This window comes from Microbacterium sp. STN6 (genome assembly GCF_026410545.1).
In the GTDB taxonomy this organism is placed as follows: domain Bacteria; phylum Actinomycetota; class Actinomycetes; order Actinomycetales; family Microbacteriaceae; genus Root112D2.
In genome coordinates, this window is sequence record NZ_JAPMIT010000002.1 from 629,897 (window position 1) to 656,825 (window position 26,929).

Here is a 26,929-nt window from a genome sequence, read left to right on the forward strand (position 1 = left end):
TGAGCCGGCTTCGGCGCAGCGGGCGCATGGCGTCGCCCTAGTCTTCCCGGGTGGATGCGCAGCACGAGCCCGATGACCTGGCATCGCTGGCGGCCGGCGCCAGAAGGAGCTCGCCCCGGGTGCGGCTTCGCCTCGGCATCGGCGCGGCCGTCGTGCTCCTCATCGCGTCGCTCGTCGTCGCGGCCGCCGTCACCGCGTTCAGCCCGTCGGGCGGCACCGAGCGCGTGACCGCGGTCACGGCCGCGACGGGGGCGCCGGGCGTGGCCTCGAGCGATGCGCCGCACGGGCCGACGGGCGCGGCCGGCTCCGGCTCGACGGGTGAGGGCGCGAGCGTGCAACTGTACGTGCACGTGCTCGGCGCCGTCGCGAAACCGGGTCTCTACCGGCTCCACTCGGGCGCCCGGGTGGTCGACGCCATCGCTGCGGCGGGCGGCTTCGTCGCCGACGCAGAGCAGGGCGGCGTGAACCTCGCCCGAGAACTGGCCGATGGCGAGCAGCTTGTCGTGCCGCACATCGGTGAGGCAGCGGATGCCGCCGCCGCGCCGCCCGGTGCCCCGGGCGTCGCGGGCGGCGGTTCCGCGGCGCCTGCCGTCGTCAACCTCAACACGGCCACCCTCGACCAGCTGGAGTCGCTGCCGCGCATCGGGCCATCGATGGCGCAGCGCATTCTCGACTGGCGCACCACCAACGGGCGCTTTCGCAGCGTCGAGGATCTCATGAACGTCAGTGGGATTGGCCAGAAGACCTTCGACGGTCTGAAGGATCAGGTGACAGTGTGAGGGTTGAGGATGGGGCCGCCGGGTGAGCCTCGACCTGCGCCTGGCGGTGGTCGCCACCGCCTGCTGGCTCGCGTGCGGCATCCTCATTGCGCTTCCGGGGGCGGCCATGTGGGCCGCCATCGGGATGTGGGGTGGGGCCGTGGTCGTCGTCGCGGCAGGGCTCGCGCTGCGCAGCCGCCGCAGCCTCGCCCGCTCCCTGGCTCTGCTGTGCGTGTGCCTGGCCGTCTCGGGAGTGGGTGCGGCCGCGATAGCGGTTGTCGCGCCTACTCGCCATCCGCTCGCCCTAGCCCAGGTGGCGCGCGGCGCCCGCACGGTGACCGCTGAGATCGCCGTGCAATCCGCCCCGCATGCGTCGCACGGCGATTCGCTCGGCGCCACCCAGCGCGAGCAGTTCACCGGCACCATGCGGCGGGTCGAGTATGCCGGCACGCTGTACCGACTGTCGGCTCCCGTGCTCGTGTTCGTGCCGGCAACCGGGGGAGCGGCGCTGCAGATCGGCGATGTGGTCGAGGTGCGCGCGACCGTCGTCGCCCTCGCCGACGAGGAGGAGACGGCATTCCTCGTCATGGCGCCAGAGACGCCCACCGTTTCTCAGGCGGCGCCCGCATGGCTGGCATGGGCGAACGGCCTGCGCGAACGCTTCTCCGAGGCGACGGCACGGCTGCCTGGCGACGGGGGAGACCTGCTGGCCGGGCTCGCGATCGGCGACGTGCGGCAGGTGAGCCCGGTGCTCGACGCCAACATGAAGGCCAGTTCGCTGAGTCACCTCACGGCGGTCTCCGGTTCCAATTGCGCCATGATCATCGGCATCGTGATGCTTGGCGGTGCGGCGCTTGGGCTGCGCAGGGGCGTGTGGGTGACGCTCGCCCTCGTGTCGCTTGCGGGGTTCGTGATTCTCGTCACACCCGGCCCGAGCGTGCTGCGAGCCGCGGTGATGGCCGTGATCGTGGTCGCCTCCGCGGCGGCCGGTCGGCCTGGCCGTGGGGTACCTGCGCTCGCCGCCGCGGTGATCGCGCTGCTCGTGGCGGATCCCTGGATGTCGAGGAACTACGGGTTCGCTCTCTCGGTGCTCGCGACCGCCGGCCTGCTCGTGTTCGCCCGACCGTTGGCCGGCACTCTGGCGCGGCTGTTGCCGCGCACGCTCGCGACGGTGATCGCGGTGCCACTGGCGGCGCAGCTGTTCTGTCAGCCCGTGCTCATCATGTTGAACGCCACGATCCCGCTCTACGGGGTCGCCGCCAACATGCTTGCAGAGCCCGCTGCGCCGCTCGGCACCGGATTTGGGCTCATCGCCTGCCTGCTGATGCCCGTGCTGCCCGGCGTGGCGTTCGCGTTCGCTCAGGTCGCGTGGGTGCCATCGGCGTGGATCGCCGCAGTTGCCCGCGTCACGGTCTCTCTGCCCGCCAGCAACCTGCCCTGGCTGGGCGGCGCGGCCGGTGTGCTGGTGCTCACGGCTCTCACCGTTCTCGTGCTCATCGTCGTCTTTGCGCGCAATCATCCCAGGGCCCGCACGCTCGTCACGGCGTCGACCGTCATGCTTCTCGCCTTCTCGGGGGTCTACGCGGGAACGCTCGTCGGCGCCCCGATCGGCCAGGCGCGGTCGATCCCTTCTGACTGGCAGATCGCCGCCTGCGATATCGGCCAGGGCGACGCGGTGCTGGTCCGAAGTGGGACTTTGCACGCGCTCGTCGACGTGGGGCCGGACCCCGTTCCACTCGCTGCGTGCCTGAAGACGCTGGGCATCGCGCGCATCGACCTGCTGGTGCTGACGCACTACGACATGGACCACGTCGGCGGCCTGCAGGCCGTGATCGGTCACGTGGGAACGGCGCTCGTGGGGCGGCCGGAGACCGCGAAGGACGAGAGGAAGGTGCGGGCACTCGTCGATGGTGGCGCACACGTCGTGGGCGCTGTGCGCGGCGATCACGGAACACTTGGCGCCCTGACGTGGCGAGTCCTCTGGCCTCGAGCCGGCTCCCGCCTCATGCAGACCGGCAACGAGGGGTCGGTCACGGTCGCATTCGAGGGTGCCGGCATCCGCTCGATCTTTCTCGGCGACCTCGACGAGCGGGCGCAGGAGGCGCTGCTCGCTGCGGGCGGCATCGGCCACGTCGACGTGGTGAAGGTCGCGCACCACGGCTCGGCGGACCAGAGCGAGCGGCTGTACGCCGCGCTGCGCGCCACGCTCGGCGTCATCTCGGTGGGCGCGGACAACACGTACGGTCACCCGACACCGCGGCTGCTGGGGATTCTGCGTACGGTGGGCACGCGCGCGCTTCGCACCGATCTTTCGGGAATGGTCATGATCGCGCCGGCCTCGGGTGGCAGTGGCGAGGCGCTGACAGTGTGGACGCAGCGCTCGGCGTCCATCTCGCCGGCACCGTCGGTCTCACCGACACCGTCGGCCTCACCGTCGGCGGTCGCCGATAGCGTGACGATCGCGCGGATAGGCTTGTCCGGCGACGGCTTATCGCGCGACGAAGGAGGAGCGTGGCAACACGAACGAGCGGCAGGGCGAGGCCGGCCGCCAACGCCGCGGGCAAAGGCAAGGTCGCCGTCGCGATCCCACAGCTGTCATGGGATGCGGTGCGTCCCGCACCGGTCGTGCTGGTCTCCGGCACCGAGCAGGTGCTCGCCGATCGTGCCGTTCGCCTGCTGCGCGACGGCCTGAAACGTGACGACCCGAGTCTCGAGGTCAGCGATATCAGCGCGAGCGACTACGCACCGGGCGAGCTGATCACCATGGCGAGCCCGTCCCTGTTCGCTGAGCCTCGGCTGATCCGCGTGGAGGGTGTGGAGAAGTGCACCGACGCGTTCATGACCGACATGCTGGCCTACCTCGAGGAGCCGGCAGACGGAGCCGTCGTGCTCCTTCGGCACGGCGGCGGCGTGCGCGGCAAGAAGTTGCTTGACGCGGTGCGGGGCGGCCGGGGCGGCGGTATCGAAGTGGTGTGCGCCGAGCTGAAACGCGAGAGCGAGAAGTACGACTTCGCCAGGGCCGAGTTCGCCCGCGCGGGCAAGAAGATCGCGCCCGCTGCCCTGAACGCCATCACGGCGGCCTTCGCGGACGACCTCGCTGAGCTCGCCTCGGCCTGCCAGCAGCTCATCGCCGACTCGAGCGAACAGATCACCGAGGCGACCGTCGACAAGTACTACGGCGGCAGAGTGGAGGCCAACGCCTTCCGAGTGGCCGATGCCGCCATCGCCGGTCGGCACGGCGAGGCGCTGATCACCCTGCGCCACGCGCTCGCCTCGGGTGCGGACCCCGTGCCCATGGTCGCCGCGTTCGCGAGCAAGATCCGTACGATGGCGAAAATCGCGGGTGTCCGCGGCGGTTCCGGCCAGCTCGCCTCCCGGTTCGGACTCGCACCCTGGCAGGTAGAGCGCGCTCAGCGTGACCTTCGTGGGTGGGACGAGGCGGGGCTCGCCCGATGCATCGAGGTGCTCGCGGCAACCGACGCCGAGGTGAAGGGCGCGGGTCGCGACCCGGTCTTCTCGCTCGAACGCCTGGTGCGCGTCGTCGCCGCCCACGGCACCGTCTGACACGCCGGCGCCGTCTGCCGGGCCGTAACCACCCGAAACGTTGGAACCGCCCGACACGCCGGAAGGGCCCTCACCGTGATGGTGAGGACCCTTCCAGCGATGTGCGGCGAGCTAGAGGCTCGAGACCTGCTTCGCGATCGACGACTTGCGGTTCGCGGCCTGGTTCTTGTGGATGACGCCCTTGCTGACGGCCTTGTCGAGCTTCTTGCCGGCAACCGTCAGCGCGCTGGCGGCCTTGTCCTTGTCGCCTGAGGCGACGGCCTCGCGCGTGGCGCGGATGGCGGTCTTGAGCTCGCTCTTGACGGCCTTGTTGCGCTCCTGCGCCTTCTTGTTCGTACCGATGCGCTTGATCTGCGACTTGATGTTTGCCACGGGTGATTGCTTTCGTTTGTAGTGATCTTCGGATTCACCGCCGAGCGAGAGAGGGCGCCGGGCGGCAGTCGTGCGGACGGAACCGACACGCAAGCCAACAAATGACTCTACCAGCGGCCAGGCGTCAGGCAAAACTCCACATCAGGCCAGGTTCCACATCAGGCACTACCGAGGCTCAGGCCAGACCCTGCCGCGACGCGTAGCCTCCCGAGGAAATCTCCTCGACGAGTGTCGGCTGATTCGGCTCCCAGCCGAGGTCGATGCGCGCCTTCGACCCGCGGGCCTGCTGATCGAGCAGCAGGGCATCCGCGAGCGCCTCGCCGATCCTGGCCCGGGTGTCGCCGACGCTCTGCGCCGTGACGCCCCGTGCGCCGACAGCGGCCTGCGCCGCCTCGGCCAGTTCGCGAACCGTCGGGTTTCCCCCGCTCGCCCCGATGTACACGCCGCCGCGATCGCCCAGTTCGAGGGCGAGCACGTAGAGCGCGGCGAGATCATCCACGTGCACGGTGGCCCAATGCTGCGATCCGTCACCGATGAGAACGAGCTCGCCGTCCGCGCTGCGCGGTGCCCCGGTGACCACGTTCGCCAGCCCGTCGCCGTGCCCATACACGATGGAGGGCACGACGACCATGCCGCGAACGCCGCCGGCGGCGAGAACCCTGGCCTCGTTGTCAGCGCGCCAGGCGGTCAGCGCCGGCGCCTGATTCGGCGCATCCTCGGTGATGTCGTCGTTCGATCCGTATGACCAGATTCCACCGGTGTGCACGAAGGGCTTGCCCGACGTACCCAGCCCGCTCAGCACGGCGTCGATCAACGCCGGATCGACATCTTCCGCGGACGCGAGGTGGATCACGCCGTCGCTCGTGCCGGCGGCCTCTGCGACGAGCGCGGAATTCGTCGCGTCGCCGATGAGCACCGTGGCCCCGGCCGCTCGTACGCTCTCCGCCTTCGCGTCGTCGCGCACGAGGGCGGTCACTGCGTGCCCCTGCTCGAGCAGGGCCGTGAGAACAGATGATCCGATGTAGCCGGTCGCGCCGGTCAGAAGAATGCTCATGATCGGTTCAACCGATGCGCGCGCACCCTATTCCGTTGGCACCAGAGCAGAGCACGAGCCCTCGGGCACGCGGGCACCCGAGCACGCGCGCGGCGGGCGCCGCCGTCGTAGTGTCGAAAGCATGAGTTCTCGCGCATCCGTCGCCCTTGTCAACGCCTACATCGTTCCCGTCTCGTCGCCGCCCGTCGAGAACGGCACGATCGTGATCGAGAACGGCGTGATCACTGCGGTGGGTCCCGGCGTCGAGCCGCCCCAGGGAATCGAGGTGATTGACGCGGCCGGCAGGTGGGTGCTGCCCGGTTTCATCGAGGCGCACGGCCACGTCGGCATCGACGAGGAGGCGCAGGGCTGGGCCGGCGACGACACCAATGAGATGACCGGCCCCGACATGGCGGCGGTGCGCGCGATCGACGCGGTCAACATCGACGACGAGGGGTTCCGCGACGCGCTGAGCGGCGGCGTCACCTCGGTGGTCGTCAAGCCCGGCAGCGGCAACCCCATCGGCGGCCAGACGGTGGCGATCAAGACGTGGGGCGGCCGCACCATTGACGAACAGGTCATCAGCGACGCGGTGAGCGTCAAGTCCGCGCTTGGCGAGAACCCGAAGCGCGTCTACGGCGACAAGAAGCAGACCCCGAGCACGCGCCTCGGTGTCGCCATGATCATCCGGCAGGCGTTCCGGGATGCGGAGGACTACGTGGTGGCTCGCGACAAGGCGGCGGCCGACGGCAGCGCGTTCTCCCGCGACCTCGGCAAGGAGACGCTCGCCCGCGTCCTGAGCGGCGAGCTCGCGTGGGACCAGCACGTGCACCGCCACGACGACATCGCCACGGCGCTGCGCCTCGCCGACGAGTTCGGTTACCGGCTCGTCATCAATCACGGCACGGATGGCGCCAAACTCGCCGATGTGCTCGCCGAGCGCGATGTGCCCGTGATCTTCGGCCCCATGTTCACGACGCGTTCGAAGGTCGAGCTGCGCGACCGCGCGATCGCGAACCTGGGGGTGCTCGCCGCTGCCGGCGTGCGGGTGGCCATCACGACGGATCACCCGGTGGTTCCCATCAACTTCCTCGTGCACCAGGCGTCGCTCGCGGTCAAGGAGGGGCTCGACCGCACGATCGCGCTCGAGGCGCTCACCGTCAACCCCGCCTCCTTCCTCGGCCTCGGCGACCGCGTCGGCGCGCTGCGCGAGGGCCTCGACGGCGACGTCGTGGTGTGGTCCGGCGATCCGCTCGATGTCACCTCGCGGGCCGAGCGCGTCTTCATCTCGGGCCGCGAGGTGTACACGTGGCGCGACGGGCACGGGGTCGTCGTCGAGCGCTCGGAGCGCTTCGCCTGAGCCGAGCCGCCGCAATGGCGTGAGCGCGGCGTCGGGTAGCCGCGTTGCCCTCTCAAGCATGGGAGAATTGCCGAACCATGTCACCACGAGCTCACACGGCCCTCGAGCCCGCCGCGACCGCCCCCGCGCTCATCCGCAACTTCTGCATCATCGCGCACATCGACCACGGCAAGTCCACCCTCGCCGACCGCATGCTGCAGATCACGGGCGTGGTCAGCGATCGCGAGATGCGGGCGCAGTACCTCGACCGCATGGACATCGAGCGCGAGCGCGGCATCACGATCAAGAGCCAGGCGGTGCGGATGCCGTGGAGCGTCGACGGCGAAACGTACGCCCTGAACATGATCGACACGCCGGGCCACGTCGACTTCACGTACGAGGTGAGCCGGTCGCTCGCGGCATGCGAGGGCGCGATTCTGCTCGTCGATGCCGCGCAGGGCATCGAGGCGCAGACGCTCGCCAACCTTTACCTGGCGCTCGAGAACGACCTCGCGATCATCCCCGTGCTGAACAAGATCGACCTGCCGGCCGCCGACCCCGACAAGTACGCGGCCGAACTCGCCGGCCTCATCGGCGGCTCGCCCGACGACGTGCTGCGCGTTTCGGGCAAGACGGGCGAGGGCGTCGAGGAACTGCTCGACCGGCTCACACGCCTGGTGCCGGCGCCCGTCGGCGAGCCGGACGCGCCGGCGCGCGCCATGATCTTCGACTCCGTCTACGACGCCTACCGCGGCGTCATCACGTACGTGCGCATGGTCGACGGCCGGCTCGCGCCGCGTGAGCGCATCCAGATGATGTCGACGAAGGCGACCCACGAGATCCTGGAGATCGGCGTCAGCTCGCCGGAGCCCTCACCGAGCAAGGGTCTCGCCGTCGGCGAGGTCGGCTACCTCATCACGGGCGTGAAAGACGTGCGCCAGTCCAAGGTCGGCGACACGGTCACGACCGCGGCGAAACCGGCAACGACCGCGCTGCCCGGCTATACCGAGCCGCTGCCCATGGTCTTCTCGGGCCTGTACCCGATCGACGGCGCCGACTACCCCGAACTGCGCGAGGCGCTCGACAAGCTCAAGCTCTCGGATGCCGCGCTCAACTACGAGCCCGAGACCTCCGTGGCGCTTGGCTTCGGCTTCCGCTGCGGCTTCCTCGGGCTGCTGCACCTCGAGATCGTGACGGAGCGGCTGGAGCGCGAGTTCGGCCTCGACCTCATCACGACGGCGCCGAGCGTGATCTACCAGGTGGTCACGGAAGACAAGAAGACCATCACGGTCACCAACCCGAGCGAGTTCCCCGGCGGCAAGATCGCGAGCGTGCGCGAGCCGATCGTGACCGCAGGCGTGCTCGCCCCGAAGGACTACGTCGGCGTCATCATGGAGCTCTGCCAGGGCAGGCGCGGCACCCTTCTCGGCATGGAGTACCTGGGTGAGGATCGCGTCGAGATCAAGTACACGATGCCGCTCGGCGAGATCGTGTTCGACTTCTTCGACCAGCTGAAGTCGAAGACCGCCGGCTACGCCTCGCTCGACTACGAGCCGGCCGGCGAGCAGGAGGCCGACCTCGTGAAGGTCGACATTCTGCTGCAGGGCGAGCAGGTCGACGCGTTCAGTGCCATCGTGCACCGCGACAAGGCGTATGCGTACGGAGTGCTCATGACGGGCCGGCTGCGCGAGCTGATCCCGCGGCAGCAGTTCGAGGTGCCCATTCAGGCCGCGATCGGCGCACGCATCATCGCGCGCGAGTCCATCCGTGCCATGCGCAAAGATGTGCTGGCCAAGTGCTATGGCGGCGACATCACCCGTAAGCGCAAGCTGCTCGAGAAGCAGAAAGAGGGCAAGAAGCGCATGAAGATGGTCGGCCGGGTCGAGGTGCCGCAGGAGGCGTTCATCGCGGCGCTCTCCGGCGACGTCGAGAAGAAGGACAAGAAGTAGCTCGGCGGATGTCGGGCGCATCCGCCGAGCTGGGCGAGGCTCAGGCGGGCTGAGCCGTTCGAGACGGGGCTGCGACCACGGGCTCTCCGAGCCAGGCCTGCCTCGGGGCCCGCACCAGGCGGACCGCGATCCACGTGCACGTCACCGCGAGCAGCGCGTCGGCGATCAGGGTGGTCAGCATGATGCCGCCCACGAAGTTCAGCACGATGCCCAGGGCGACCGGGATGAGCACCCAGAAGCTGATGAGCCTGGCACGAATCAGGCCGGCGATCACCAGAACGATTCCAGCCTGGCCGGCGAGTTCCAGGGCCATCGTCACGGTGCCTATGGTCGACATGATGTCGCTCGACATGAGCGCCTTTGCGGTGTCGTAGGCAACCTTGTGGTCGGGCAGCGCGGCCAGGGCAGGAAGCGTGAAGCCGTTTGCGTTCGACATGCTGAACCCGACGATGCCCAGGATCGAGAGGGCGGCGCCCCAGGTTCCGAGCGCACCGCCGCGGTGGCGCAGGGCGTGGGCGGTGCCCGCCAGACACGCGAGCACGATCATGAAGCCGACACTCTCAAGCAGTGCCTCTGCCACGATCAGGGTGCCGCGCGTAGCCATGGCGTCGAACTCGGCCTGCATCGAGTCGGCCGGCGCCGTCAGGTTGATCGCGACAGACAGCACGAGCAGCAGCGGGCCTGCGATGAGGCCGGCCACGACGATCCGTCGTCGTGCCGTGTCGGTTCGTGTCCAATGCATGGTGGTTCCTCCTTGTTGGTCGGCTCGATTGCCGAGTGGAAACACGTTCACGGTAGGGCGCGGCGGTGGCCGGGCGCGTCTGCCGTCAGGCCAGAATCGGTCTGTCGAACGGGGGAGGCGGCATATCTGTCGTGAGACGGATGCCGCCGGGCTCGCCGGTGCACTACCGTGAGCACATGCGCGGCTGGCGTTGGGGATGGCGGAATCTGCTGTACGACGTCGCGCCTCCGGTCGTGCTGCTCGCCCTCGGACTCATCGACGTGTTCACCGAGTCGCTGGCGATCGTCGTGGGCTCGGCGCCGGCGGTCACCGCGATCCTGCCTGGCGCGATCGCATGCCTCGCCCTGCTGATCCGGCGCTACCGGCCCCTGACAACCGTCGTCATCATTCTGCTCGCGGTGCTGCTGCCGCCCCTGGTGCTGCCAACCAGCCTCACGTACTGGGACGAGTTCATGACCCTGGTCATCGCCGTCTACTCGTGCGGCCGCCACCTTAGACGCGGCTGGGCCTTCGTGGGTCTCGGCGTCGCCGCCGTCGGCATGGCGATCCTGCCGTTCGAGTTCGCCGACATGCGCAACGCCGGCGATATCCTCTACAACTCGCTGATGCTGGCCGTCGCGTTCGGCATCGGCCTGCTCGCCCGCAGCTGGACCGGCTACCGCGAGCGTTCGCTGCGCGAGGCGGCCGAGCGCGCGGTCGCCGAGGAGCGGGCGAGCCAGGCCGAGCGGGCGCGCATCGCCCGGGAACTTCACGACGTCATCGCCCACACCATCACGGTCATCGTCATGCAGGCGGGCGGCGCCCGGCTCGCCTCCGCCACTGATCCCGCCATCGCGGCGTCCACGCTGGCCCAGATCGAGGAGTTGGGCCGCGCATCCCTCGCCGAACTGCGCACGCTGCTTCCCCTGCTGCGCGCCGACGGCGAGGCGACGAGCATGCCACCGCAGCCGACGCTCGCCGACGTCACGGCATTATGCGAGCGGATGCGCGGGCTCGGCCTCGCGGTCGAGCTCGTCACCGACGGCGACACCTCCGCCCTCCCGCTCGGGCTGCAACTGACGGCGTACCGCGTCGTGCAGGAGGGACTGACCAATGCGATGAAGCATGCGCCTTCCGCCGAGACGGGGGTGCGCATCCGGCATATCCTCGAACCCGCGCTTCTGACGGTCGACGTCTCGAGCACGGGGCCGGCCGCGCCCTCGCCGCTGCCCGGCGCCGGCCGTGGGCTCGCGGGCATCAGGGAGCGGGTGCTGCTCGCCGGCGGAACGTTCGGCGCCGGCGCGCACGCCGCCGGCTTCCTGCTGCATGTCGAGCTGCCTCTCGAGCGGGAACTCGCATGATCTCGGTTGCCATCGTCGACGACCAGCCTCTCATCAGGGCGGGCCTGCGCATGATCGTCGAATCGCAGCCGGACCTGCGCGTGGCGGGCGAGGCGGAGGACGGCGTCGCCGCGGTGGCGCTCGCACGCGACAGGCAGCCCGACGTGATGCTGATGGATATCCGCATGCCGGGCATCGACGGGGTCGCCGCGGCGGGCTCGGTGCTGGGCGACAGCCCGCACACCCGGGTGATCATGCTCACCACCTTCGATGTCGATCGTGTCATCTACGACTCGCTTCGGGCGGGCGCGAGCGGGTTCCTCTTCAAAGACGTCACACCTGAGCAGCTCATCGCCGCCATCAGAATCGTCGCGGCGGGCGAGATGCTGCTCGCCCCGAGCGTCACGCGCAGGCTCGTCGAGAGTTTCGCACGGCGTCCCGCCCTGATTGCCGATGCCGACGCCGCGCTCGGCGCGCTCACCGATCGAGAGCGGGAGGTGCTCGGCCAGCTCGCGCGGGGTCTCAGCAACCTCGAGATCGCCGTGCGCCTGCACGTCTCCGAGGGCACCGTGAAGACCCACGTGAGCCGCGTGCTCGCGAAGCTGGGCCTGCGCGATCGTGTTCAGGCGGTCATCGCGGCCTACGAGTCGGGCGTCGTCGCGCCAGGCGGCGCACCGCGACCGCCCATGAGCCCGCCGTAGACTTGGCGCATGCGTCGATCCACCTTCACCGACCGGCCCGTCTCGTACGGTGCGATCGGCGCGACGCAGGCTCCCGACCTGCTTGGCTACCCGCCGAAGGGCTACCGGCCCACCGAGCGATCCATTCGCATCGGCAGCGGCTCCGAACGCTTCGAGACGGCCGGCCGCTCCCTCATGTCGTGGGGCATTCAGCGTGCAAGCGGCATGCGTGTCACCGACCTGCACGAGGGCACGGGCGAGCAGTACGCGGGCGTGCGCTTCAACGACGACGGGTCGCCGGCCGAGCTGCAGGAGCACCGCGAGAGCGAGCAGGTGTTCGCCGACGACGGCACCCCGTTCATCACGAACGGCATGTCGGCGACGCTGCACGTGCGCACCGGCATCCTGAGCTTCGCGGCGCCCGTACGGGTCGTCTACGTGATCGACGAGGAGCGTCGGGTGGGCTTCGCGTACGGCACCATGGCCGGCCACCCCGTGAGCGGTGAGGAAGCCTTCGTGCTCGAGCACCGTGACGACGACAGCGTGTGGCTCGTCATCCGCTCCCTCTCCCGCCCGGCGACCTGGTACTACCGGCTCGCCTCCCCTCTCGTGCGCATCGCGCAGCGCCGTATCGCCACCCGGTACCTGCGGGCCCTCCTGCCCGCGCGCATCGCCTGATGCCGTCGGCGCTTCCGCTCGGCGAGAAGGCTCCGGAAGACGGGCGGCTGCCGGCATCCGCTTCTGAAGGGGCCAACGAGCGCACCTTCGGCGTGTACCTGCATGTGCCCTTCTGCCGGGTGCGCTGCGGCTACTGCGACTTCAACACGTACACCGCCACGGAACTGCGCGGCGCGAAGCAGAGCGACTACGCCGACGAGGCGAGCGCCGAGGTGCGCTTCGCCGCCGACGCATTGGCCGCCTCTGGCGTACCGGCGCGCCCGGCATCGACGGTCTTCTTCGGCGGGGGAACGCCCACGCTGCTACCGGCACGCGACCTCGAGCGGATGCTGCGCAGCGTGCGCGACGCCTGGGGCCTCGCCGACGGGGCCGAGGTCACGACGGAGGCCAACCCGGACTCGGTCGACGCCGCGTACCTCGCCTCGCTCGCGGAGGCCGGATTCACGCGCGTCTCGTTCGGCATGCAGTCGGCCGTGCCTCATGTGCTCGCGACGCTTGAGCGCACGCACGATCCGGAGCGCATTCCGCTCGTGGTGCGGTGGGCGAAGGAGGCCGGGCTCGACGTGAGCCTGGACCTCATCTACGGCACTCCGGGTGAGAGCCTCGACGATTGGCGCCGCTCACTCGAGGTCGCGATCGCGCAGGAGAGCGACCACCTGAGCGCGTACAGCCTCATCGTCGAGGAGGGCACGAAGCTCGCCAGGCAGATCCGGCGCGGCGAGGTGGCGCCGGTCGACGACGATCTCGCCGCCGAGCAGTACGAGCTGGCCGATGAGCTGCTCGCCTCGGCCGGATTCGGCTGGTACGAGGTGAGCAACTGGGCGCGGGGCACCGAGCATCGCTCGCGGCACAACCTGGCCTATTGGCAGGGGCAGGACTGGTGGGGCGTCGGCCCCGGGGCGCACAGTCACGTGGGCGGCGTGCGCTGGTGGAACGTGAAGCACCCGGCGGCGTACGCGGGCCGGATAGCGCAGGGCACGTCACCGGCGGCCGGGCGCGAGCTGCTGGACGAGCAGACGCGGGCGATGGAGGCGGTGCTGCTCGGCACGCGCCTCGCCGACGGGCTCGCCATCGACGCGCTGGGCGCATCCGCTCGTCTTCAGGTTGCGGGTCTCATTGCCGAGGGCCTCATCGACGCGAAAGCCGCCCTCGCGGGCTCGATCGTGCTGAGCCTGCGAGGGCGGCTGCTGGCCGACGCGGTGGTGCGCCGGCTGACGTAACGTGAGCGGCGAGCGCTCAGCTGACGAACTTGATCGACATCGGGTACGTGTACGCCTGGCCCTGGTTGGCCTTGACCGCCGCGATGATACTGAAGATCAGAACGACGATGCCCACCGCGATGACGATGAAGATGCCGACGATCACGATGATCAGGATGGAGCCGATGATGGATGCGATGGCCATCGTGATCTGGAAGTTCAGCGCCGTCGCCGCGTGCTGGCGGATAAACGGGCCGCGGTCCTTCAGCACGAGGTAGCCGATGAGCGCGGGAATGAACGAGAAGAAGATGCCGCCGATGTGGATCAGGGTGGCCCACAGCTTCTCGTCAGACGGGTTCAGGGGCGCGTTCGGCTGGTACGGGCCGGGCGGTGGGGGAGGCGTTGCGTTCGACATTTCTCTCCTAGACGTCGGGCCATGCGGCCGTGTGTTGACGAGCCAACCTTAGAGCACGCTGTGCGCCCATGTCATCAGGCGGCGCCGACGCGTGTTGCGCGAGCGGCGCCGGATGGGGTGAGCGCGGCGAGGCGGGTGCAGCGAGGCGGCGTGCTACTTGATGAACCTGAATGTGAACGGGTACCGGTAGCTGCCCCCGCTGTTGACCTTCATGCCGCCCATGACCGAGAAGATCACGTTGATGATCCACCAGGCGAATGGCACGAGACCGATGAGGAATGTCAGGCCGAAGAGCGGAGTCAGCCACAGGGCGCTGTTGATCACGCTCACGGCGATCCACAGCACGATGTAGCCGATAGTGAAGGTGATCTGCCAGTTCAGCGCCTCCTTCGACTCCTGCGCGGTGCGCGGCCCGCGGTCCTTGAAGACGAGGAAGATGATGAGCGAGGGCAGGAACCCGATGATGCCGCCGATGTGGGACCACATGGCCCACTGCTTGTCCTGCTCGGCGGTGAGGGGCGCGCCGGGTGCCGCTGCGGGCTGGTTCGGCGTGGGCTGGTAGGGCGATTGGGCGTTGGGGTCGGTCATCATCGTGCCTTTCAGACGTATGGTGATCTGCGCGCCGGGCGCCAGATACACGTCGCCGAACGACGAGTGCTGCATGCGACCGTGCGTGCAATTACCCATAAGGTACTGCTCACACGCGAGCGGGTGCAATGCTCGTCTCTGGTCGTCGCACGGTATGATTAGCACTCAGGTGCAGTGAGTGCTAACCCCTGTGCCGAGCGGGCAGTGCCGGGCTGTTCGTGAACGACGGTGAGGAGAGGTGCAGGCACATGGTCTCCGAACGCGGTCTCGACGTGCTGAGGGTCATTGTTCACGACTACGTGGCCTCCAAGGAACCGGTCGGATCCAAGCGCATCGTGGAGCGGCACGACTTCGGCGTCTCGGCTGCGACGATCCGCAACGACATGGCTGCGCTGGAAGAGGAGGAGCTCATCGCGGCGCCGCACACCTCATCCGGCCGCGTGCCGACCGACAAGGGGTATCGCCTCTTCGTGGACCGCCTGGCCGACGTGAAGCCGCTCACGAGCGCGCAGCGCCAGGCCATCGAGGCGTTCCTCGGCCAGTCGTTCGACCTCGACGATGTGCTCGCGCGAACGGTGCGCCTGCTCTCGCAGCTCACGCACCAGGTGGCGCTCGTGCAGTACCCCTCCATCTCCCGCTCCCGGGTGCGGCACGTGGAATTCGTCATCCTCGCTCCCCGCCGCATGCTCTCGGTGCTCATCGCCGAGACCGGCGCGGTGGAGCAGAGAGTGCTCGACACCTCGCACGATCTCGACGCCGAGCTCGTCGCGCGCATGCGCACCGTCATCAACGAGCTCACCGTCGACCTGCCCCTGGCCGACGCCGCGGGTGCGCTCGCAGGCGTCGAACAGCGGTTCCACGCGGCTGACCGCGAGACGGTGCGCCAGGTGATCGACACGCTCATCGATCAGATCGCCGCCAACCGGCAGGACAAGCTCGTCATGGCCGGCGCGGCCAACCTGGTGCGCGGCGAGCACGACTTCACCGGCAGCATCTACCCGGTGCTCGAGGCGATCGAGGAGCAGGTGATCCTGCTGCGCCTGTTCGGCGAGATGGCGGCCGACCAGCACGGCGTCTCGGTGAGCATCGGGCGCGAGAACGCGTCGTTCGGCCTCGCCGAGACCTCCGTGCTGGCGAGCGGATACGCCTCGCAGGCGGGCTCCACCGCCCGCGTCGGCGTGCTCGGCCCGCTGCGCATGGACTATTCGAGCAACATGGCGGCGGTGCGCGCCGTCGCCCGATACCTCTCCCGCCTGTTCGGCGAGAGCTGACCTGACCGAAGAACGAAGGAAGCCTGGCCTGTGGCCGACCATTACGAAGTCCTCGGCGTCGATCGAGACGCCTCCGCAGAAGAGATCAAGAAGGCGTACAGACGCCTCGCCCGCGAGCTGCACCCCGACGTGAATCCGAGCCCGGATGCGTCGGAGCGGTTCAAGCACGTCACGCACGCCTACGACGTGCTCAGCGACCCCGAACAACGCCGCAACTACGACATGGGGGGCGCAGAACAGGGCTTCTCCGGCGCCGGCTTCGGCGGCTTCGGTGACATCTTCGAGACCTTCTTCGGCGGTGGCGGCGGCACGCGCGGCCCCCGCTCTCGCCGCGAGCGCGGCCAGGACGCGCTGCTGCGCGTGGAGGTCGACCTCGACGAGGTCATCTTCGGCGCTCACCGCGACATCGAGGTCGACACGGCCGTGGTGTGCGAGACCTGCAACGGTTCGTGCTGCCAGCCGGGCACCGCCCCGGTCACGTGCGACATCTGTCACGGCACCGGCCAGATCCAGCGTGCCGTGCGTTCCCTGCTCGGCAACGTCATGACGTCGTCACCATGCGGCACGTGCCGCGGCTACGGAACCGTCATCGCAACGCCCTGCGCCACCTGCCAGGGCCAGGGTCGGGTGCGCGCCCGCCGTACCGTTCCGGTCGATATCCCCGCGGGCGTCGACACCGGGCTGCGGCTGCAGATGCCGGGAAGCGGCGAGGCGGGCCCGGCCGGCGGCCCCAACGGCGACCTCTATCTCGAGATCAAGGTGCGTCACCACGACGTCTTCAGCCGAGACGGAGACGACCTGCTGTGCACGCTCGAAGTCGAGATGACCGATGCCGTTCTCGGCACCAACGCCACGATCAAGGCCCTCGATGGCGACATCGACGTCGAGCTGCGCCCGGGAGTGCAGAGCGCAGAGATCATCACGGTGAAAGACCGGGGCATCACCCACCTGCGCGGCAGCGGCCGCGGCGACCTGAAGATCGGCGTGCAGGTGATCACGCCGACCAAGCTCGACCACAAGGAGCGAGAGCTCATCGCAAAGTTCGCGACGGGTCGCCGGCAGCAGGAGCCCACGCTCGCGCAGTTCCAGCAGGGCCTGTTTGCGAAACTCCGCGACCGCTTCCTTCGCGTGTGAGATGAGTTCCCTCTACCTGCGCGACGATCTGGAGGCCCCGGGCATCGGCGACACGATTGCCCTGACCGGGGCCGAGGCGAAGCACGCCGCGAGCGTCAACCGCCTCCGCCGTGGCGAGAGCGTTCTGGTCGGCAACGGGCGCGGCCTGCTGGTCACCGCGGTGGCGACGGCCGTCTCGCCCTCGGTGGTCGAGCTCGAGGTCACCGCCAGCCGAACCGAGCCGCAGCCCTCCCAGCGCGTCACACTCGTGCAGGCCCTCGCCAAGGGTGGGCGCGACGAACTCGCCATCCAGGCCGCCACAGAGCTCGGCGTCGACGAGGTCGTGCCGTGGGCGGCGGCGAGGTCGGTCTCCCGGTGGGAGGGCCAGAAGGTCGAACGCGGCCGCGAGCGCTGGGCAACGATCGTGCGCGAGGCGTCGAAGCAGTCGATCCGCTCGTGGGTGCCGGCGGTCGGCCCGCTTGCCCACACCGGCGACCTCGTCGCCTCACGGGCATCCCGCGTTCTCGTTCTCGAGCCGACGGCGCTGACGCGGCTGAGCTCCGTCGAAGCAGACGGGCGAAACGTGACGCTCGTGGTCGGCCCGGAGGGCGGCATCGCCCCGAACGAGCTGAGTGCGCTGACGGATGCCGGCGCCGAAGCCGTGCGCCTCGGTGACACCGTGCTGCGCACCTCCACGGCGGGACCCGCCGCGCTTGCCCTCATCAGCGCCGTACTCGGCCGCTGGTGACCAGACGATTAAGATAGAGGAATGGCAGACGACGAGCGTTCGGTCTTCACGAGGATCATCGCGGGCGAGATTCCCGCTGACGTCGTCTATGACGACGAGCGGTTCATCGCGTTCCGCGACATCAACCCGCAGGCGCCGGTACACCTGCTCGTCGTGCCGAAGACGAGCGAGTACCGCAACGTGACCGAGCTTGCCGCAGCCGATCCGGCGCTGCTCGCCGGGCTGGTCGGCGTGGCGCAGCAGCTGGCCGACGAACACTGCGGCGGCGAGTTCCGGCTCATCTTCAACACGGGGGCGGCAAGTGGCCAGACCGTCTTCCACGTGCACGCCCACGTGCTCGGCGGGGGCCTCGAGGAGGGAACACTTGGCCGACGATGACCAGCCGGGTGGCTACGTGACCGTCACCCTCCATGTCGACGGGGTCGAGATGGTGCGGTTGCTCGGGCCGCAGGACCGGCTACTGACGACGATTGAGAAGCAGTACCCCCGCGTCTCGGTTCACGTTCGAGGCAACGAGATCTCCCTGATCGGCGATGCGGAGCAGGTGCGTGCCGCCGAACGACTGGTGACCGAACTCCAGGAGCTCGTGCGCGGCGGACAAGACCTGGACGCGGTTCAGGTGGCCTCCTCGGCCCGGCTCATCGACTCGGGTGCATCGGGCCTCGCCGATCTGTTCGGCGCGCCCATTCTCACCTCCCGCGGCCGATCGATCCGGCCGAAGACGGCCGGGCAGAAGCAGTACGTCGACGCGATCGATGAGAACACCATCGTCTTCGGCATCGGCCCCGCGGGCACCGGAAAGACCTACCTCGCCATGGCGAAGGCGGTGCAGGCCCTGCAGCGCAAAGAGGTCGACCGCATCATCCTCAGCCGGCCTGCCATCGAAGCGGGCGAGCGGCTCGGCTTTCTTCCCGGCACCCTCACCGACAAGATCGACCCCTACCTGAGGCCTCTTTACGACGCCTTGAACGAGATGATGGATCCCGAGATCGTGCCGAAGCTGCTGGCCGCAGGCACCGTCGAGGTGGCACCGCTCGCCTACATGCGCGGGCGCACGCTGAACAGCTCGTTCATCGTGCTCGACGAGGCGCAGAACACCACGCCCGAACAGATGAAGATGTTCCTCACGCGTCTGGGATTCGGCTCGAAGATGGTCGTCACCGGCGACGTGACGCAGATCGACCTGCCGAGCGCGGCAAGCGGTCTTCGCCTCGTCACCAAGGTGCTCGCCGACATCGACGACATCCACTTCACCACGCTCACGAGCGACGACGTGGTTCGGCACAATCTGGTCGGCCGCATCGTCGACGCATACACGGAGTACGACGCCAGGCGGCAGGCCCAGCACTACGAGCGCGCCGAGGCGCACGAATTCGCGAACAGGGCAGAGCGGCGAGCGGCGACACCGCGCGACCGGCTGCCGAAACGGGGGCGCTGAGCCATGTCGATCGAAGTCAACAACGAGTCGGCGATCTCCGTCGACGAGGCGGCACTGCAGCGGCTCGCCGGCTTCGCGCTCGAGATCATGCATGTTCACCCCGACGCGGAGCTTGCGATCGTGCTGGTCGATGAGGCGGCCATGGAGCAGCTGCACGTGCAGTGGATGGACGAGCCGGGGCCGACCGACGTTCTCAGCTTCCCGATGGACGAGCTGCGGCCCGGCACCGAAGACGACCCCACCCCGGCCGGCCTGCTCGGCGACATCGTGCTGTGCCCGCAGGTCGCCAGAGCGCAGGCGGAGACGGCGGGCCACAGCATGATGGACGAGCTTCAGCTGCTCACGGCGCACGGCCTGCTGCACCTGCTCGGCTTCGACCATGCCGAGCCCGACGAAGAGAAGGAGATGTTCGGCATTCAGCGCGACATCCTCATCGGCTTCGCCATGAACGAACGACGACGATAGGGCGCGTGAGAAAGAACATGCCCCCGACCGTCAACGCCTAGGCGTCATGCTCGTCACCGTCCTCTTCATCATCGCCCTCGTGCTCGTGGCAGCGGGAGGCCTGCTGACGGCGCTCGACGCGGCCATCACGGTGCAATCGCGTGCCGACATCCTCGACCTCGCCCAGGGCGCGCGGTTCCCGGCGTCGCTTCGAGAGATCAGCGCGGATCCCGGCGCCCATCTGAACGCCATGGCGTTCCTGCGCATCACCACCGAGACCACCGCCGCGGTGCTCGTCACGCTCGCGTTCTCAACGCTGCTCGACACGTGGTGGCTGGCCCTGCTCATCTCGGCCCTCATGATGACGGCGGTCTCGTTCGTGCTCGTCGGCACGAGCCCACGCAGCGTCGGGCGGGCCCACGCGCGGGCGCTGCTGCGACCATCCGCGCCCCTGATCCACGCCCTGCGCGTGCTGCTCGGCCCGCTCGCCGACGCTCTCGTGGCGCTCGGCAACCGCGTCACGCCCTCGCGTGCTCGCTCCGCTGCCGTCGACTCCGAGGAGCAGCTGCTGAGCATCGTCGACGAGGCGACCGCGCTCGACGTGCTCGAGGAGGACGACAGGGAGCTCATCCACTCGATCTTCCAGTTCAACGACACCCTCGTTCGCGAGGTCATGATTCCCCGCACCGACATGGTCACGATCGACGCGTCGGCGACCCTGGAGAGCGCCATGGGGCTGCTGCTCGCGCGAGGCGTGTCACGTATCCCCGTCGTCGTCGACGGCGACGCAGACGAGGTCACGGGCGTTCTCTACCTGCGCGACGTGGCACGCAGCAGCTTCGAGTCACGAGCGGATGCCGGTGGCCTCACCGCCGCGGAACTGGCCCGGCCCGCCCTCTTCGTTCCCGAGTCGAAGAAGGCGGACGAGATGCTGCGCCAGATGCAGCTGGAGTCCAACCACCTCGCCATGGTCGTGGACGAGTACGGGGGTATCGCCGGCCTCGTCACCCTCGAAGATCTGATCGAGGAACTCGTGGGCGACATCTCAGACGAGTACGACCGGGAGGTGGCCATGGTCGAGGAGCTGGGCGATGGCCGCTTCCGCGTCAGCGCCCGGCTCGCTGTCGACGAACTCGGCGAGCTGTTCGACCTGCAGCTCGACGACGAAGACGTCGACTCGGTCGGCGGTCTCGTGGCGAAGCTGCTGGGGCGCCTGCCGGAGCGAGGGCAGGTCGCGCAGACGCGCGGGCTCACGCTCACGGCGGAACGCACCGAGGGCAGGCGCGGCAGGCTCAGTACGGTGATTGTGGAACGAGAGGGGCGCCAGCAGCCATGAAGGACTATCGCGCGGGATTCGTGTCGTTCGTGGGGCGTCCGAACGTGGGCAAGTCCACGCTCACCAACGCTCTCGTCGGTGAGAAGGTGGCCATCACGAGCTCGAAGCCGCAGACGACGAGACGCGCGATCCGTGGCATCGTGCACTCCAAGAACGGCCAGCTCATCCTCGTCGACACCCCGGGAATACACCGACCGCGTACGCTGCTCGGCGAGCGGCTGAACACGCTCGTGCAGTCCACTCTGGCCGATGTCGACGTGATCGGCATGTGCGTGCCGGCGAACGAGCGGCTGGGGCCGGGCGACCGGTTCATCAACGAGCAGCTCGACGCGTTCCCGCGCGCGAAGAAGGTGGCGATCGTCACGAAGATCGACGCGGCGTCTCGGCCGGCCACGGCCGAGCAGCTGCTGGCGGTCTCGCACCTGCGCGACTGGGAGGCGATCGTTCCCCTGTCGGCGACCAGTCGCATCCAGCTCGACACGCTCAGCACGGAGCTCATGCGCCTGCTCCCGCCGTCGGACCAGCCGCTCTACCCGTCAGACGCGATCACGGACGCGTCGCTCGAGGATCGCATCGCCGAGTACGTGCGCGAGGCGGTTCTTGAAGACGTCAGGGACGAGCTGCCGCACTCGCTCGCGGTCACGATCGACGACATCATCGAGCGCGACGACAAAGACCTGGTCGAGGTGTACGTGAACCTGTTCGTCGAGCGCGACAGCCAGAAGGCCATCGTGATCGGGCGCTCTGGCGGGCGGCTGCGTGAGATCGGCGTGAAGGCGCGCGCCCCGATCGAGCAGCTTCTGGGGCGTCACGTGTTCCTGTCGATCCGCGTCAAGGTCGCGCGCGACTGGCAGCGCGACCCCAAGCAGCTCGGCCGCCTCGGCTTCTGACAGATGTGGCTGCATACACCTGCAGAATGATTTCGCCGCCGCGATGAGCGGATGACCCGCCCCCAGCACATACGGTTGAGGGGTGTCTGAGGCTCTCGTGAAGTACCGCTGGGTACTCGAGCCTGCGCTCGGCGTGCTCATTCTGCTCGGCTGGATCGTGGCCGCGGGTATCGGAACGAGCGCCCGCATCGGTCTCGGCGGCGCCGTCGTCACCATGGTGGTTCTCGCGGCGGCCCTGGCGCTCTCCCGCATCGCGCCCGCCGCCGCCCTTGCTCTTGGCGCCATCGGCGCCGGCCTCGACGTGCTCGACACCAGCAGCCTGCATCGCGTGGGCCAGTGGCCCGCGTACCTGCTGCTGATCCTCGCGGTCGTCGGCATCGCGGCGCACGGCCGCGCGCTCACGCGGTGGCTGTGCCTGGCGGCCGCGATCCTTGTCGGCCCGCTCGGCGCGTTCCTGTCGGTGAGCGACCTTCCGCTCAGCGAATCGACGAGTAGATCGGCCGGCGCGGGTGGTGCGGTGGGCGTGGTGCTCGTCGCGCTGGTTCTGACTATCGGGCAGACGATGGCGTGGCTGCTCGGGTTCATGATCGGCCGCATGCGGCGCGACATGACTCTCGCCCGGCCCTCCGTGCTCGTGTGGCTCGCCCAGCCGGAGAGCGCTGCATCCGCCGACTCCGAGAACCCGCTCGTGCGTCGGCTCACCGCACGCCAGCGCGCCACCGACATGCTCGTCGCGGCCGCCTTCTTCCTGCTCGTTGCGGTCGCCGGCTACAACCTGACCTCGGGCGCGGGCGTTCTGGTGATTATCGGCTTCGCCGTCGCCGTCGCCCTTCGCCGGCTTTCGCCTGCCATCTCACTCGCGTTCGCCTGGTTCGCGGCGATCGGCCAGATGCTTCTGCTGCAGGGTGTGACGCCGGCCGACATCGCCGTGCTCGCGGTGCTGTACGCCACCGCGTCGTATGGCGACCGCGCCACGCGCTGGGCGGGCCTCGTCTCGGCCGGTCTCGGCTCCGTGGTCGCCGCCCTCTATCTCACGCTGGCAAACGGCATCTCGGAGCTCTACTACCAGGCGTTCTCGGCGCGCATCGGGCAGCTGGCGCTGCAATTCGTGTTCCTCGCCGTCGTCTCCGCGACGGTCCTTGGCCTGTCGTGGGTGCTCGGCCTGCTGGCGCGCACCTGGCGCAACGCCCGTGCGAGCCGCCAGGCGCAGATGCTGGCCGAGGAGGAGCACCGTCGCGCCGAGCAGGCCGTCGTCGTGGAGCAGGAGCGCAACCGCATCGCCCGCGACATGCACGATGTGGTGGCACACTCGCTTGCCGTCGTCATCGCCCAGGCGGATGGCGCCCGCTACGCGCGCGAGAGCGACCCGGATGCGCTCGACGCCGCGCTCAAAACCATCTCGAGCACCGCGCGCGAGGCGCTCGGCGACGTGCGGCTGCTGCTGGCCGAGCTGCGCCACAGCGAGGGCGGCGGCCCCCAGCCGGATCTCGACGACCTTCAGCGGCTCGTGGAGCAGCTGCGAGCGGCGGGTCTGCCCATCCGCTTCACCGAGCAGGGGGAGCGCGCGGCCCTCGCCGCCGGCACGCAGATCGCCGTGTATCGCATCGCGCAGGAGGCTCTCACGAACGCGCTGCGGCACGGCGACACCACGCAGGGTGCAACGATCGCCATGGCGTGGAGCGCCGACGGTGTGAAGATCGAGGTGACGAACGCCGTGAAAGCGCCCGATGCGGATGCTGTGGCCGGTGCCGAGCGAAGCAGCGACCGGCCGGGGCACGGCGTGCCGGGCATGCGCGAGCGCGCGAGCCTGGCGGGCGGATGGCTCAGCATCGACGAGGGCGAGAGCGTGTTCACGATAACCGCATACCTGCCGGCGGCGCCGGCGCGAGGGGAATGAGAATGAGCGAAGCACGCATCCGCGTGGCACTCGTCGACGACCAGGCGCTGTTCCGGGCCGGAATCCGCATGCTCGTCGGATCTCAGCCCGACCTGGAGTTCGCCGGCGAGGCGGGCGACGGGCTCGCCGGCGCCGACCTCATCGAGCGCAGCTGGCCGGACGTCGTGCTCATGGATATCCGCATGCCGGTCATGGACGGCATCGCGGCAACCGAGCGCGTGCTCGGCACGGCGGCCGAGCGCGGGGTGAGGGCCCCGCGCATCATCGTGTTGACAACGTTCGACCTCGATGAGGCGGCGGCACGCGCGATCCGCGGGGGCGCGAGCGGGTTCGTGCTCAAGGATGCCGAGCCGGAGTTCCTCCTCGCGGCGATCCGCACGGTGCACGCGGGCAACGCGGTGATCGCTCCGGGCGCGACACGGGAGCTGTTCGAACACTTCGGGCCCGGGCGCGTCGAGCGCCCGGCATCCGCGCCTGTCGCCTATGGAGCGCTCACCGCCCGCGAACGCGACATCTTCCTGCTCGCCGCGCGCGGCATGAGCAACGCCGAAATCGCCGCGGGGGAGTACCTGAGTGAAGCGACCGTGAAGACGCACATCAGCCGCATTTTGAGCAAGCTGACGCTGCGCGATCGAGTGCAGCTCGTGGTGTACGCGTTCGAGCACGGGCTGGTGGGCTGACGGCGCGGCACGCGCGGATCATTCGGCAGGATGACGCCGATCATCATCGGGCCCGATTCGCGCCGTGCGAGCGTTTTCTAGCGTTGGGGCATGGACATCTCTAGCACTGACCTGGGGCTCGTCGCGCGCGTCGCGAACGCCACCAAGACCTTCGGCGCCGGCTCGAGCGCCGTCACCGCCCTCGACGACGTCTCCATCGGCATCCGCTCCGGCGAATTCACCGCCATCATGGGGCCGAGCGGATCGGGCAAGTCGACGCTCATGCACATCATGGCCGGCCTCGACAGCGTCACGAGCGGGCGGGTCTGGCTCGGCGACACCGAGATCACCGCGCTCGGCGACCGGCAACTGACCGTGCTGCGCCGGCGCCGGGTTGGCTTCGTCTTTCAGGCGTTCAACCTGGTGCCGACGCTCGACATCCGCGGCAACATCGAGCTGCCGTTCGAGCTGGACGGCAGGCGCCCCACCAGCGCAGAGCGCGAGTGGATCGACCACCTCGTCAGCTCCCTGGGGCTCACGGATCGGCTGCGGCACCGGCCGCACGAGCTCTCGGGCGGTCAGCAGCAGCGCGTCGCCATTGCGCGTGCCCTTGCGACGCGCCCCGACCTGATCTTCGCAGACGAGCCGACCGGCAACCTCGACTCGCGCTCGGGCCGCGAGGTGCTGGCACTGCTCGCGGCCGCGAGCCGCAGCTACGGGCAGTCCATCGCGATGGTCACCCACGACCCCATCGCCGCAGGCTTCGCAGACCGAATCCTGTTCCTCGCCGATGGCAGGGTCGTCGACGAACGCGCGCGATCGAGCGCCGAGGAGATCTCGGCGATCATGCTCGGGATGGAGCAGCGCGCATGAATTCCGTCACGTTCCCGGCGCGCGAGCATCGCTCGAGCGTTCTCGTCGCCGGTCTCAGCTCGGCGTTCGGTGTGGCGCTGCTGGAGGCGAGCGCCGTGCTGGCCGCCGCGATCGGTCGCAACAGCGTCTCGGAGCACCGTTCCGTCGGCATCATGCTCGCCATCGTGTCGGTCGTCTTCATCGTCATCGCCATCTACGTCGGTACCATCGTGACCACGAACACGTTCGCCACCATCATCGCCGGGCGCACGCGCACCATCGCCCTCATGCGGCTCATCGGCTCCAGTGCCGCCTCCCAGCGCCGCGCGGTCGCGGGTGAGGGGCTCATGGTCGGCATTGTCGGCGCGCTCGTGGGCGCGGCGATCGGTGAGGCCTGCGTGCTCATCGGCGTAGGCTCCTTCGTCGCGGTCGGCGTGCTGCCCGCCATCGACTACCCGTACTTCTCACCCGCGATCGTGCTTCCCATCATCGCCGTGATCCTGACCACGTGGCTGGCGTCGTGGCTGGGTTCTCGCCGCGTTCTCGTCGTCACGCCCATGCAGGCGACGGGCGCCGCTGAGGAGCCGAGCCTCGACGAGGGGATGCGGCGTCGCGGTCGCAACGCCGTCGCCATCACGCTCATTGCGCTCGGTGTCTTCCTGCTCGTGCTCGGCGTGCTCGCGGGCCTCGTCAGCCCGTTGGGAGTGCTCATCGGCCTCGTCGGCGGAATCGTCTCGTTCACGGGGCTGGTGCTGGCCGCGCACCTGATCATGCCGCCCGTACTGAGGCTCACCGGCCGGCTGTTCGGCGCATCCGCCCCCGCCAGGCTGGCCGCGGCCAACGCCGTGCGCTACCCGGTGCGCTCGTCGCGCACGACCATCGGCGTCGTCATCGGAGTCACGCTGATCACGATGTTCGCGGTCGCGACGCAGACGTATCGCGACATGATCACCGCGGCGCAGCAGTCGCATCCGGAGGAGTTCCAGGGCGTGGAAGAGATTCTGAACGTCACCGTCACGGTCTTCAGCGTTCTGATCGGCTTCGCCGGCGTCATCGCCGCGGTCGGCCTGGTGAACAACCTGTCGCTCAGCGTGATGCAGCGCACGCGCGAGCTCGGGCTTTTGCGGGCGCTCGGGTTCAGCTCGGCACAGATCCGCGGCATGATCCTCGCCGAGGGCGCCGCGCTGACCGCCGCGGCTGTGCTCACCGGGCTCGTGCTCGGCGTCTTCTACGGCTGGGCAGGGGCGCAGGCACTCCTCGGCTCGATGCTCGGCAGTCCGGGGATCGTGGTGCCCGGCGTGCCGTGGGCTCTCATCGTGGCGGCCGTGCTCGCGGCTGCGGCGCTCGCGCTCGTCGCCTCGGTGGCGCCGGCCCGTCGGGCTACGCGCCTCTCGCCCGTCGCGGCCCTCGCCGTCGAGTAGGGTCGGCCGCGGCTTCGTGTGCGCTTCGTGCGCGGCTTCGTGCACGGCTTCGTGCGCGGCTTCGTGCGCGGCGTCGTGCGCGGCTTCATGCACGGGTCGGGGCGTATTGCGGGTGTTCTCGAACAGCACACGCACTCTGCCCCGAACCGATGAACCGGGCGACGACAATCGGCGCACGGCGAGCGGCGAGCGGCGCACGGCGAGCGGCGAGTGGCGCACGGCGA

Annotated in this window: 26 protein-coding genes; 21 read left to right on the top strand and 5 right to left on the bottom strand. The window is 69.3% G+C overall.

Translation table 11 applies throughout. The annotated features are described in order from the left end of the window. Positions 1-50 precede the first annotated feature (50 nt). Genes OSC27_RS08370 through holA form a run of 3 tightly spaced genes read left to right on the top strand, consistent with a single transcriptional unit; the run spans position 51 to position 4,322 of the window. Positions 51-779, top strand: a complete 729-nt coding sequence (locus OSC27_RS08370; protein WP_267180980.1) for a ComEA family DNA-binding protein — start codon at positions 51-53, stop codon at positions 777-779. Positions 780-801: 22 nt separating this feature from the next. Beyond that, positions 802-3,450 (top strand): ComEC/Rec2 family competence protein, encoded by a 2,649-nt coding sequence (locus tag OSC27_RS08375; RefSeq protein WP_267180981.1) that lies wholly within the window; start codon positions 802-804, stop codon positions 3,448-3,450. Then, positions 3,342-4,322, top strand: a complete 981-nt coding sequence (gene holA, locus OSC27_RS08380) for a DNA polymerase III subunit delta (RefSeq protein ID WP_267181171.1) — start codon at positions 3,342-3,344, stop codon at positions 4,320-4,322. The genes OSC27_RS08375 and holA overlap by 109 nt, the downstream gene beginning before the upstream one ends. Positions 4,323-4,433: 111 nt before the next feature. On the opposite strand, the gene rpsT is transcribed toward holA, so the two are convergent. Together rpsT and OSC27_RS08390 are read right to left on the bottom strand one after the other, a co-directional pair. Then, positions 4,434-4,694 carry a 30S ribosomal protein S20 gene (gene rpsT, locus OSC27_RS08385; protein WP_267180982.1) on the bottom strand — a complete coding sequence of 87 codons (261 nt, stop codon included), beginning with the start codon at positions 4,692-4,694 and terminating at the stop codon, positions 4,434-4,436. Between the two features lie 175 nt (positions 4,695-4,869). Continuing rightward, a complete protein-coding gene (locus tag OSC27_RS08390) occupies positions 4,870-5,748 on the bottom strand; it encodes an NAD-dependent epimerase/dehydratase family protein (protein ID WP_267180983.1) in 879 nt (292 codons plus the stop codon). Positions 5,749-5,869: 121 nt separating this feature from the next. Here OSC27_RS08390 and OSC27_RS08395 point away from each other — a divergent pair, with 121 nt between their 5' ends. Both OSC27_RS08395 and lepA read left to right on the top strand, forming a co-directional pair. Continuing rightward, a complete protein-coding gene (locus OSC27_RS08395; RefSeq protein WP_267180984.1) occupies positions 5,870-7,087 on the top strand; it encodes an amidohydrolase in 1,218 nt (405 codons plus the stop codon). 77 nt (positions 7,088-7,164) lie between these two features. After that, the gene (gene lepA / locus OSC27_RS08400; RefSeq protein ID WP_267180985.1) at positions 7,165-9,015 is read left to right on the top strand and encodes a translation elongation factor 4; all 1,851 of its coding nucleotides are present in this window, start codon (positions 7,165-7,167) and stop codon (positions 9,013-9,015) included. A gap of 40 nt (positions 9,016-9,055) precedes the next feature. Here the strand turns inward: lepA and OSC27_RS08405 are convergent, their stop codons facing one another. Next, positions 9,056-9,757 carry a hypothetical protein gene (locus OSC27_RS08405; RefSeq protein WP_267180986.1) on the bottom strand — a complete coding sequence of 234 codons (702 nt, stop codon included), beginning with the start codon at positions 9,755-9,757 and terminating at the stop codon, positions 9,056-9,058. Positions 9,758-9,933: 176 nt separating this feature from the next. Between OSC27_RS08405 and OSC27_RS08410 the strand changes: the two genes are divergently transcribed. The 4 genes from OSC27_RS08410 to hemW are packed head-to-tail and all read left to right on the top strand — an operon-like array spanning position 9,934 to position 13,654. Continuing rightward, entirely contained in the window at positions 9,934-11,097 is a 1,164-nt protein-coding gene (locus OSC27_RS08410; RefSeq protein WP_267180987.1) for a sensor histidine kinase, read from the top strand. Beyond that, the gene (locus OSC27_RS08415; RefSeq protein ID WP_267180988.1) at positions 11,094-11,777 is read left to right on the top strand and encodes a response regulator; all 684 of its coding nucleotides are present in this window, start codon (positions 11,094-11,096) and stop codon (positions 11,775-11,777) included. Before OSC27_RS08410 ends, OSC27_RS08415 begins: the two co-directional genes overlap by 4 nt. Positions 11,778-11,786: 9 nt before the next feature. Beyond that, positions 11,787-12,434: a DUF1990 family protein gene (locus OSC27_RS08420; RefSeq protein WP_267180989.1), complete on the top strand. Its 648-nt coding sequence runs from the start codon at positions 11,787-11,789 to the stop codon at positions 12,432-12,434. Then, positions 12,434-13,654 carry a radical SAM family heme chaperone HemW gene (gene hemW, locus OSC27_RS08425; protein WP_267180990.1) on the top strand — a complete coding sequence of 407 codons (1,221 nt, stop codon included), beginning with the start codon at positions 12,434-12,436 and terminating at the stop codon, positions 13,652-13,654. Before OSC27_RS08420 ends, hemW begins: the two co-directional genes overlap by 1 nt. A gap of 16 nt (positions 13,655-13,670) precedes the next feature. Here the strand turns inward: hemW and OSC27_RS08430 are convergent, their stop codons facing one another. Then, positions 13,671-14,048, bottom strand: coding sequence for a DUF4870 domain-containing protein (locus OSC27_RS08430; RefSeq protein WP_267180991.1), 378 nt, complete (start codon positions 14,046-14,048; stop codon positions 13,671-13,673). Positions 14,049-14,201: 153 nt separating this feature from the next. After that, the gene (locus OSC27_RS08435; protein WP_267180992.1) at positions 14,202-14,735 is read right to left on the bottom strand and encodes a DUF4870 domain-containing protein; all 534 of its coding nucleotides are present in this window, start codon (positions 14,733-14,735) and stop codon (positions 14,202-14,204) included. A 149-nt stretch (positions 14,736-14,884) separates the two neighbouring features. On the opposite strand from OSC27_RS08435, the gene hrcA reads away from it, so the two are divergent. The 12 genes from hrcA to OSC27_RS08495 all read left to right on the top strand — a co-directional run bounded on the left by hrcA (position 14,885) and on the right by OSC27_RS08495 (position 26,705). Further along, positions 14,885-15,907, top strand: a complete 1,023-nt coding sequence (gene hrcA, locus OSC27_RS08440; protein WP_267180993.1) for a heat-inducible transcriptional repressor HrcA — start codon at positions 14,885-14,887, stop codon at positions 15,905-15,907. 30 nt (positions 15,908-15,937) lie between these two features. Then, positions 15,938-17,041 (top strand): molecular chaperone DnaJ, encoded by a 1,104-nt coding sequence (gene dnaJ / locus OSC27_RS08445; RefSeq protein WP_267180994.1) that lies wholly within the window; start codon positions 15,938-15,940, stop codon positions 17,039-17,041. Position 17,042: 1 nt separating this feature from the next. After that, a complete protein-coding gene (locus tag OSC27_RS08450) occupies positions 17,043-17,768 on the top strand; it encodes a 16S rRNA (uracil(1498)-N(3))-methyltransferase (protein WP_267180995.1) in 726 nt (241 codons plus the stop codon). Positions 17,769-17,789: 21 nt separating this feature from the next. Next, a complete protein-coding gene (locus tag OSC27_RS08455) occupies positions 17,790-18,146 on the top strand; it encodes an HIT domain-containing protein (RefSeq protein ID WP_267180996.1) in 357 nt (118 codons plus the stop codon). 49 nt (positions 18,147-18,195) lie between these two features. Further along, entirely contained in the window at positions 18,196-19,206 is a 1,011-nt protein-coding gene (locus OSC27_RS08460; RefSeq protein ID WP_267181172.1) for a PhoH family protein, read from the top strand. A gap of 3 nt (positions 19,207-19,209) precedes the next feature. Beyond that, entirely contained in the window at positions 19,210-19,671 is a 462-nt protein-coding gene (ybeY, locus tag OSC27_RS08465; RefSeq protein ID WP_267180997.1) for an rRNA maturation RNase YbeY, read from the top strand. A 46-nt stretch (positions 19,672-19,717) separates the two neighbouring features. Further along, complete coding sequence (locus tag OSC27_RS08470; protein ID WP_267180998.1) at positions 19,718-20,986, top strand: hemolysin family protein; 1,269 nt, start codon at positions 19,718-19,720, stop codon at positions 20,984-20,986. After that, positions 20,983-21,876: a GTPase Era gene (gene era / locus OSC27_RS08475; RefSeq protein WP_267180999.1), complete on the top strand. Its 894-nt coding sequence runs from the start codon at positions 20,983-20,985 to the stop codon at positions 21,874-21,876. The genes OSC27_RS08470 and era overlap by 4 nt, the downstream gene beginning before the upstream one ends. A gap of 82 nt (positions 21,877-21,958) precedes the next feature. Continuing rightward, entirely contained in the window at positions 21,959-23,773 is a 1,815-nt protein-coding gene (locus OSC27_RS08480; protein WP_267181000.1) for a sensor histidine kinase, read from the top strand. 2 nt (positions 23,774-23,775) lie between these two features. Continuing rightward, entirely contained in the window at positions 23,776-24,453 is a 678-nt protein-coding gene (locus OSC27_RS08485; RefSeq protein ID WP_267181001.1) for a response regulator, read from the top strand. Between the two features lie 90 nt (positions 24,454-24,543). After that, positions 24,544-25,305, top strand: a complete 762-nt coding sequence (locus OSC27_RS08490) for an ABC transporter ATP-binding protein (RefSeq protein WP_267181002.1) — start codon at positions 24,544-24,546, stop codon at positions 25,303-25,305. After that, a complete protein-coding gene (locus OSC27_RS08495; protein WP_267181003.1) occupies positions 25,302-26,705 on the top strand; it encodes an ABC transporter permease in 1,404 nt (467 codons plus the stop codon). The genes OSC27_RS08490 and OSC27_RS08495 overlap by 4 nt, the downstream gene beginning before the upstream one ends. The last annotated feature ends 224 nt before the right edge of the window (positions 26,706-26,929 follow it).

Bases quoted from the DNA above. Each gene is read 5' to 3' on its own strand.
- OSC27_RS08390 (WP_267180983.1), bottom strand. From the start codon at position 5,748: ATGAGCATTCTTCTGACCGGCGCGACCGGCTACATCGGATCATCTGTT.
- OSC27_RS08395 (WP_267180984.1), top strand. From the start codon at position 5,870: ATGAGTTCTCGCGCATCCGTCGCCCTTGTCAACGCCTACATCGTTCCC.
- lepA (WP_267180985.1), top strand. From the start codon at position 7,165: ATGTCACCACGAGCTCACACGGCCCTCGAGCCCGCCGCGACCGCCCCC.
- OSC27_RS08405 (WP_267180986.1), bottom strand. From the start codon at position 9,757: ATGCATTGGACACGAACCGACACGGCACGACGACGGATCGTCGTGGCC.
- OSC27_RS08410 (WP_267180987.1), top strand. From the start codon at position 9,934: ATGCGCGGCTGGCGTTGGGGATGGCGGAATCTGCTGTACGACGTCGCG.
- OSC27_RS08415 (WP_267180988.1), top strand. From the start codon at position 11,094: ATGATCTCGGTTGCCATCGTCGACGACCAGCCTCTCATCAGGGCGGGC.
- OSC27_RS08420 (WP_267180989.1), top strand. From the start codon at position 11,787: ATGCGTCGATCCACCTTCACCGACCGGCCCGTCTCGTACGGTGCGATC.
- hemW (WP_267180990.1), top strand. From the start codon at position 12,434: ATGCCGTCGGCGCTTCCGCTCGGCGAGAAGGCTCCGGAAGACGGGCGG.
- OSC27_RS08430 (WP_267180991.1), bottom strand. From the start codon at position 14,048: ATGTCGAACGCAACGCCTCCCCCACCGCCCGGCCCGTACCAGCCGAAC.
- OSC27_RS08435 (WP_267180992.1), bottom strand. From the start codon at position 14,735: ATGGGTAATTGCACGCACGGTCGCATGCAGCACTCGTCGTTCGGCGAC.
- hrcA (WP_267180993.1), top strand. From the start codon at position 14,885: ATGGTCTCCGAACGCGGTCTCGACGTGCTGAGGGTCATTGTTCACGAC.
- OSC27_RS08450 (WP_267180995.1), top strand. From the start codon at position 17,043: ATGAGTTCCCTCTACCTGCGCGACGATCTGGAGGCCCCGGGCATCGGC.
- OSC27_RS08455 (WP_267180996.1), top strand. From the start codon at position 17,790: ATGGCAGACGACGAGCGTTCGGTCTTCACGAGGATCATCGCGGGCGAG.
- OSC27_RS08460 (WP_267181172.1), top strand. From the start codon at position 18,196: ATGGTGCGGTTGCTCGGGCCGCAGGACCGGCTACTGACGACGATTGAG.
- ybeY (WP_267180997.1), top strand. From the start codon at position 19,210: ATGTCGATCGAAGTCAACAACGAGTCGGCGATCTCCGTCGACGAGGCG.
- OSC27_RS08470 (WP_267180998.1), top strand. From the start codon at position 19,718: ATGCTCGTCACCGTCCTCTTCATCATCGCCCTCGTGCTCGTGGCAGCG.
- era (WP_267180999.1), top strand. From the start codon at position 20,983: ATGAAGGACTATCGCGCGGGATTCGTGTCGTTCGTGGGGCGTCCGAAC.
- OSC27_RS08485 (WP_267181001.1), top strand. From the start codon at position 23,776: ATGAGCGAAGCACGCATCCGCGTGGCACTCGTCGACGACCAGGCGCTG.
- OSC27_RS08490 (WP_267181002.1), top strand. From the start codon at position 24,544: ATGGACATCTCTAGCACTGACCTGGGGCTCGTCGCGCGCGTCGCGAAC.
- OSC27_RS08495 (WP_267181003.1), top strand. From the start codon at position 25,302: ATGAATTCCGTCACGTTCCCGGCGCGCGAGCATCGCTCGAGCGTTCTC.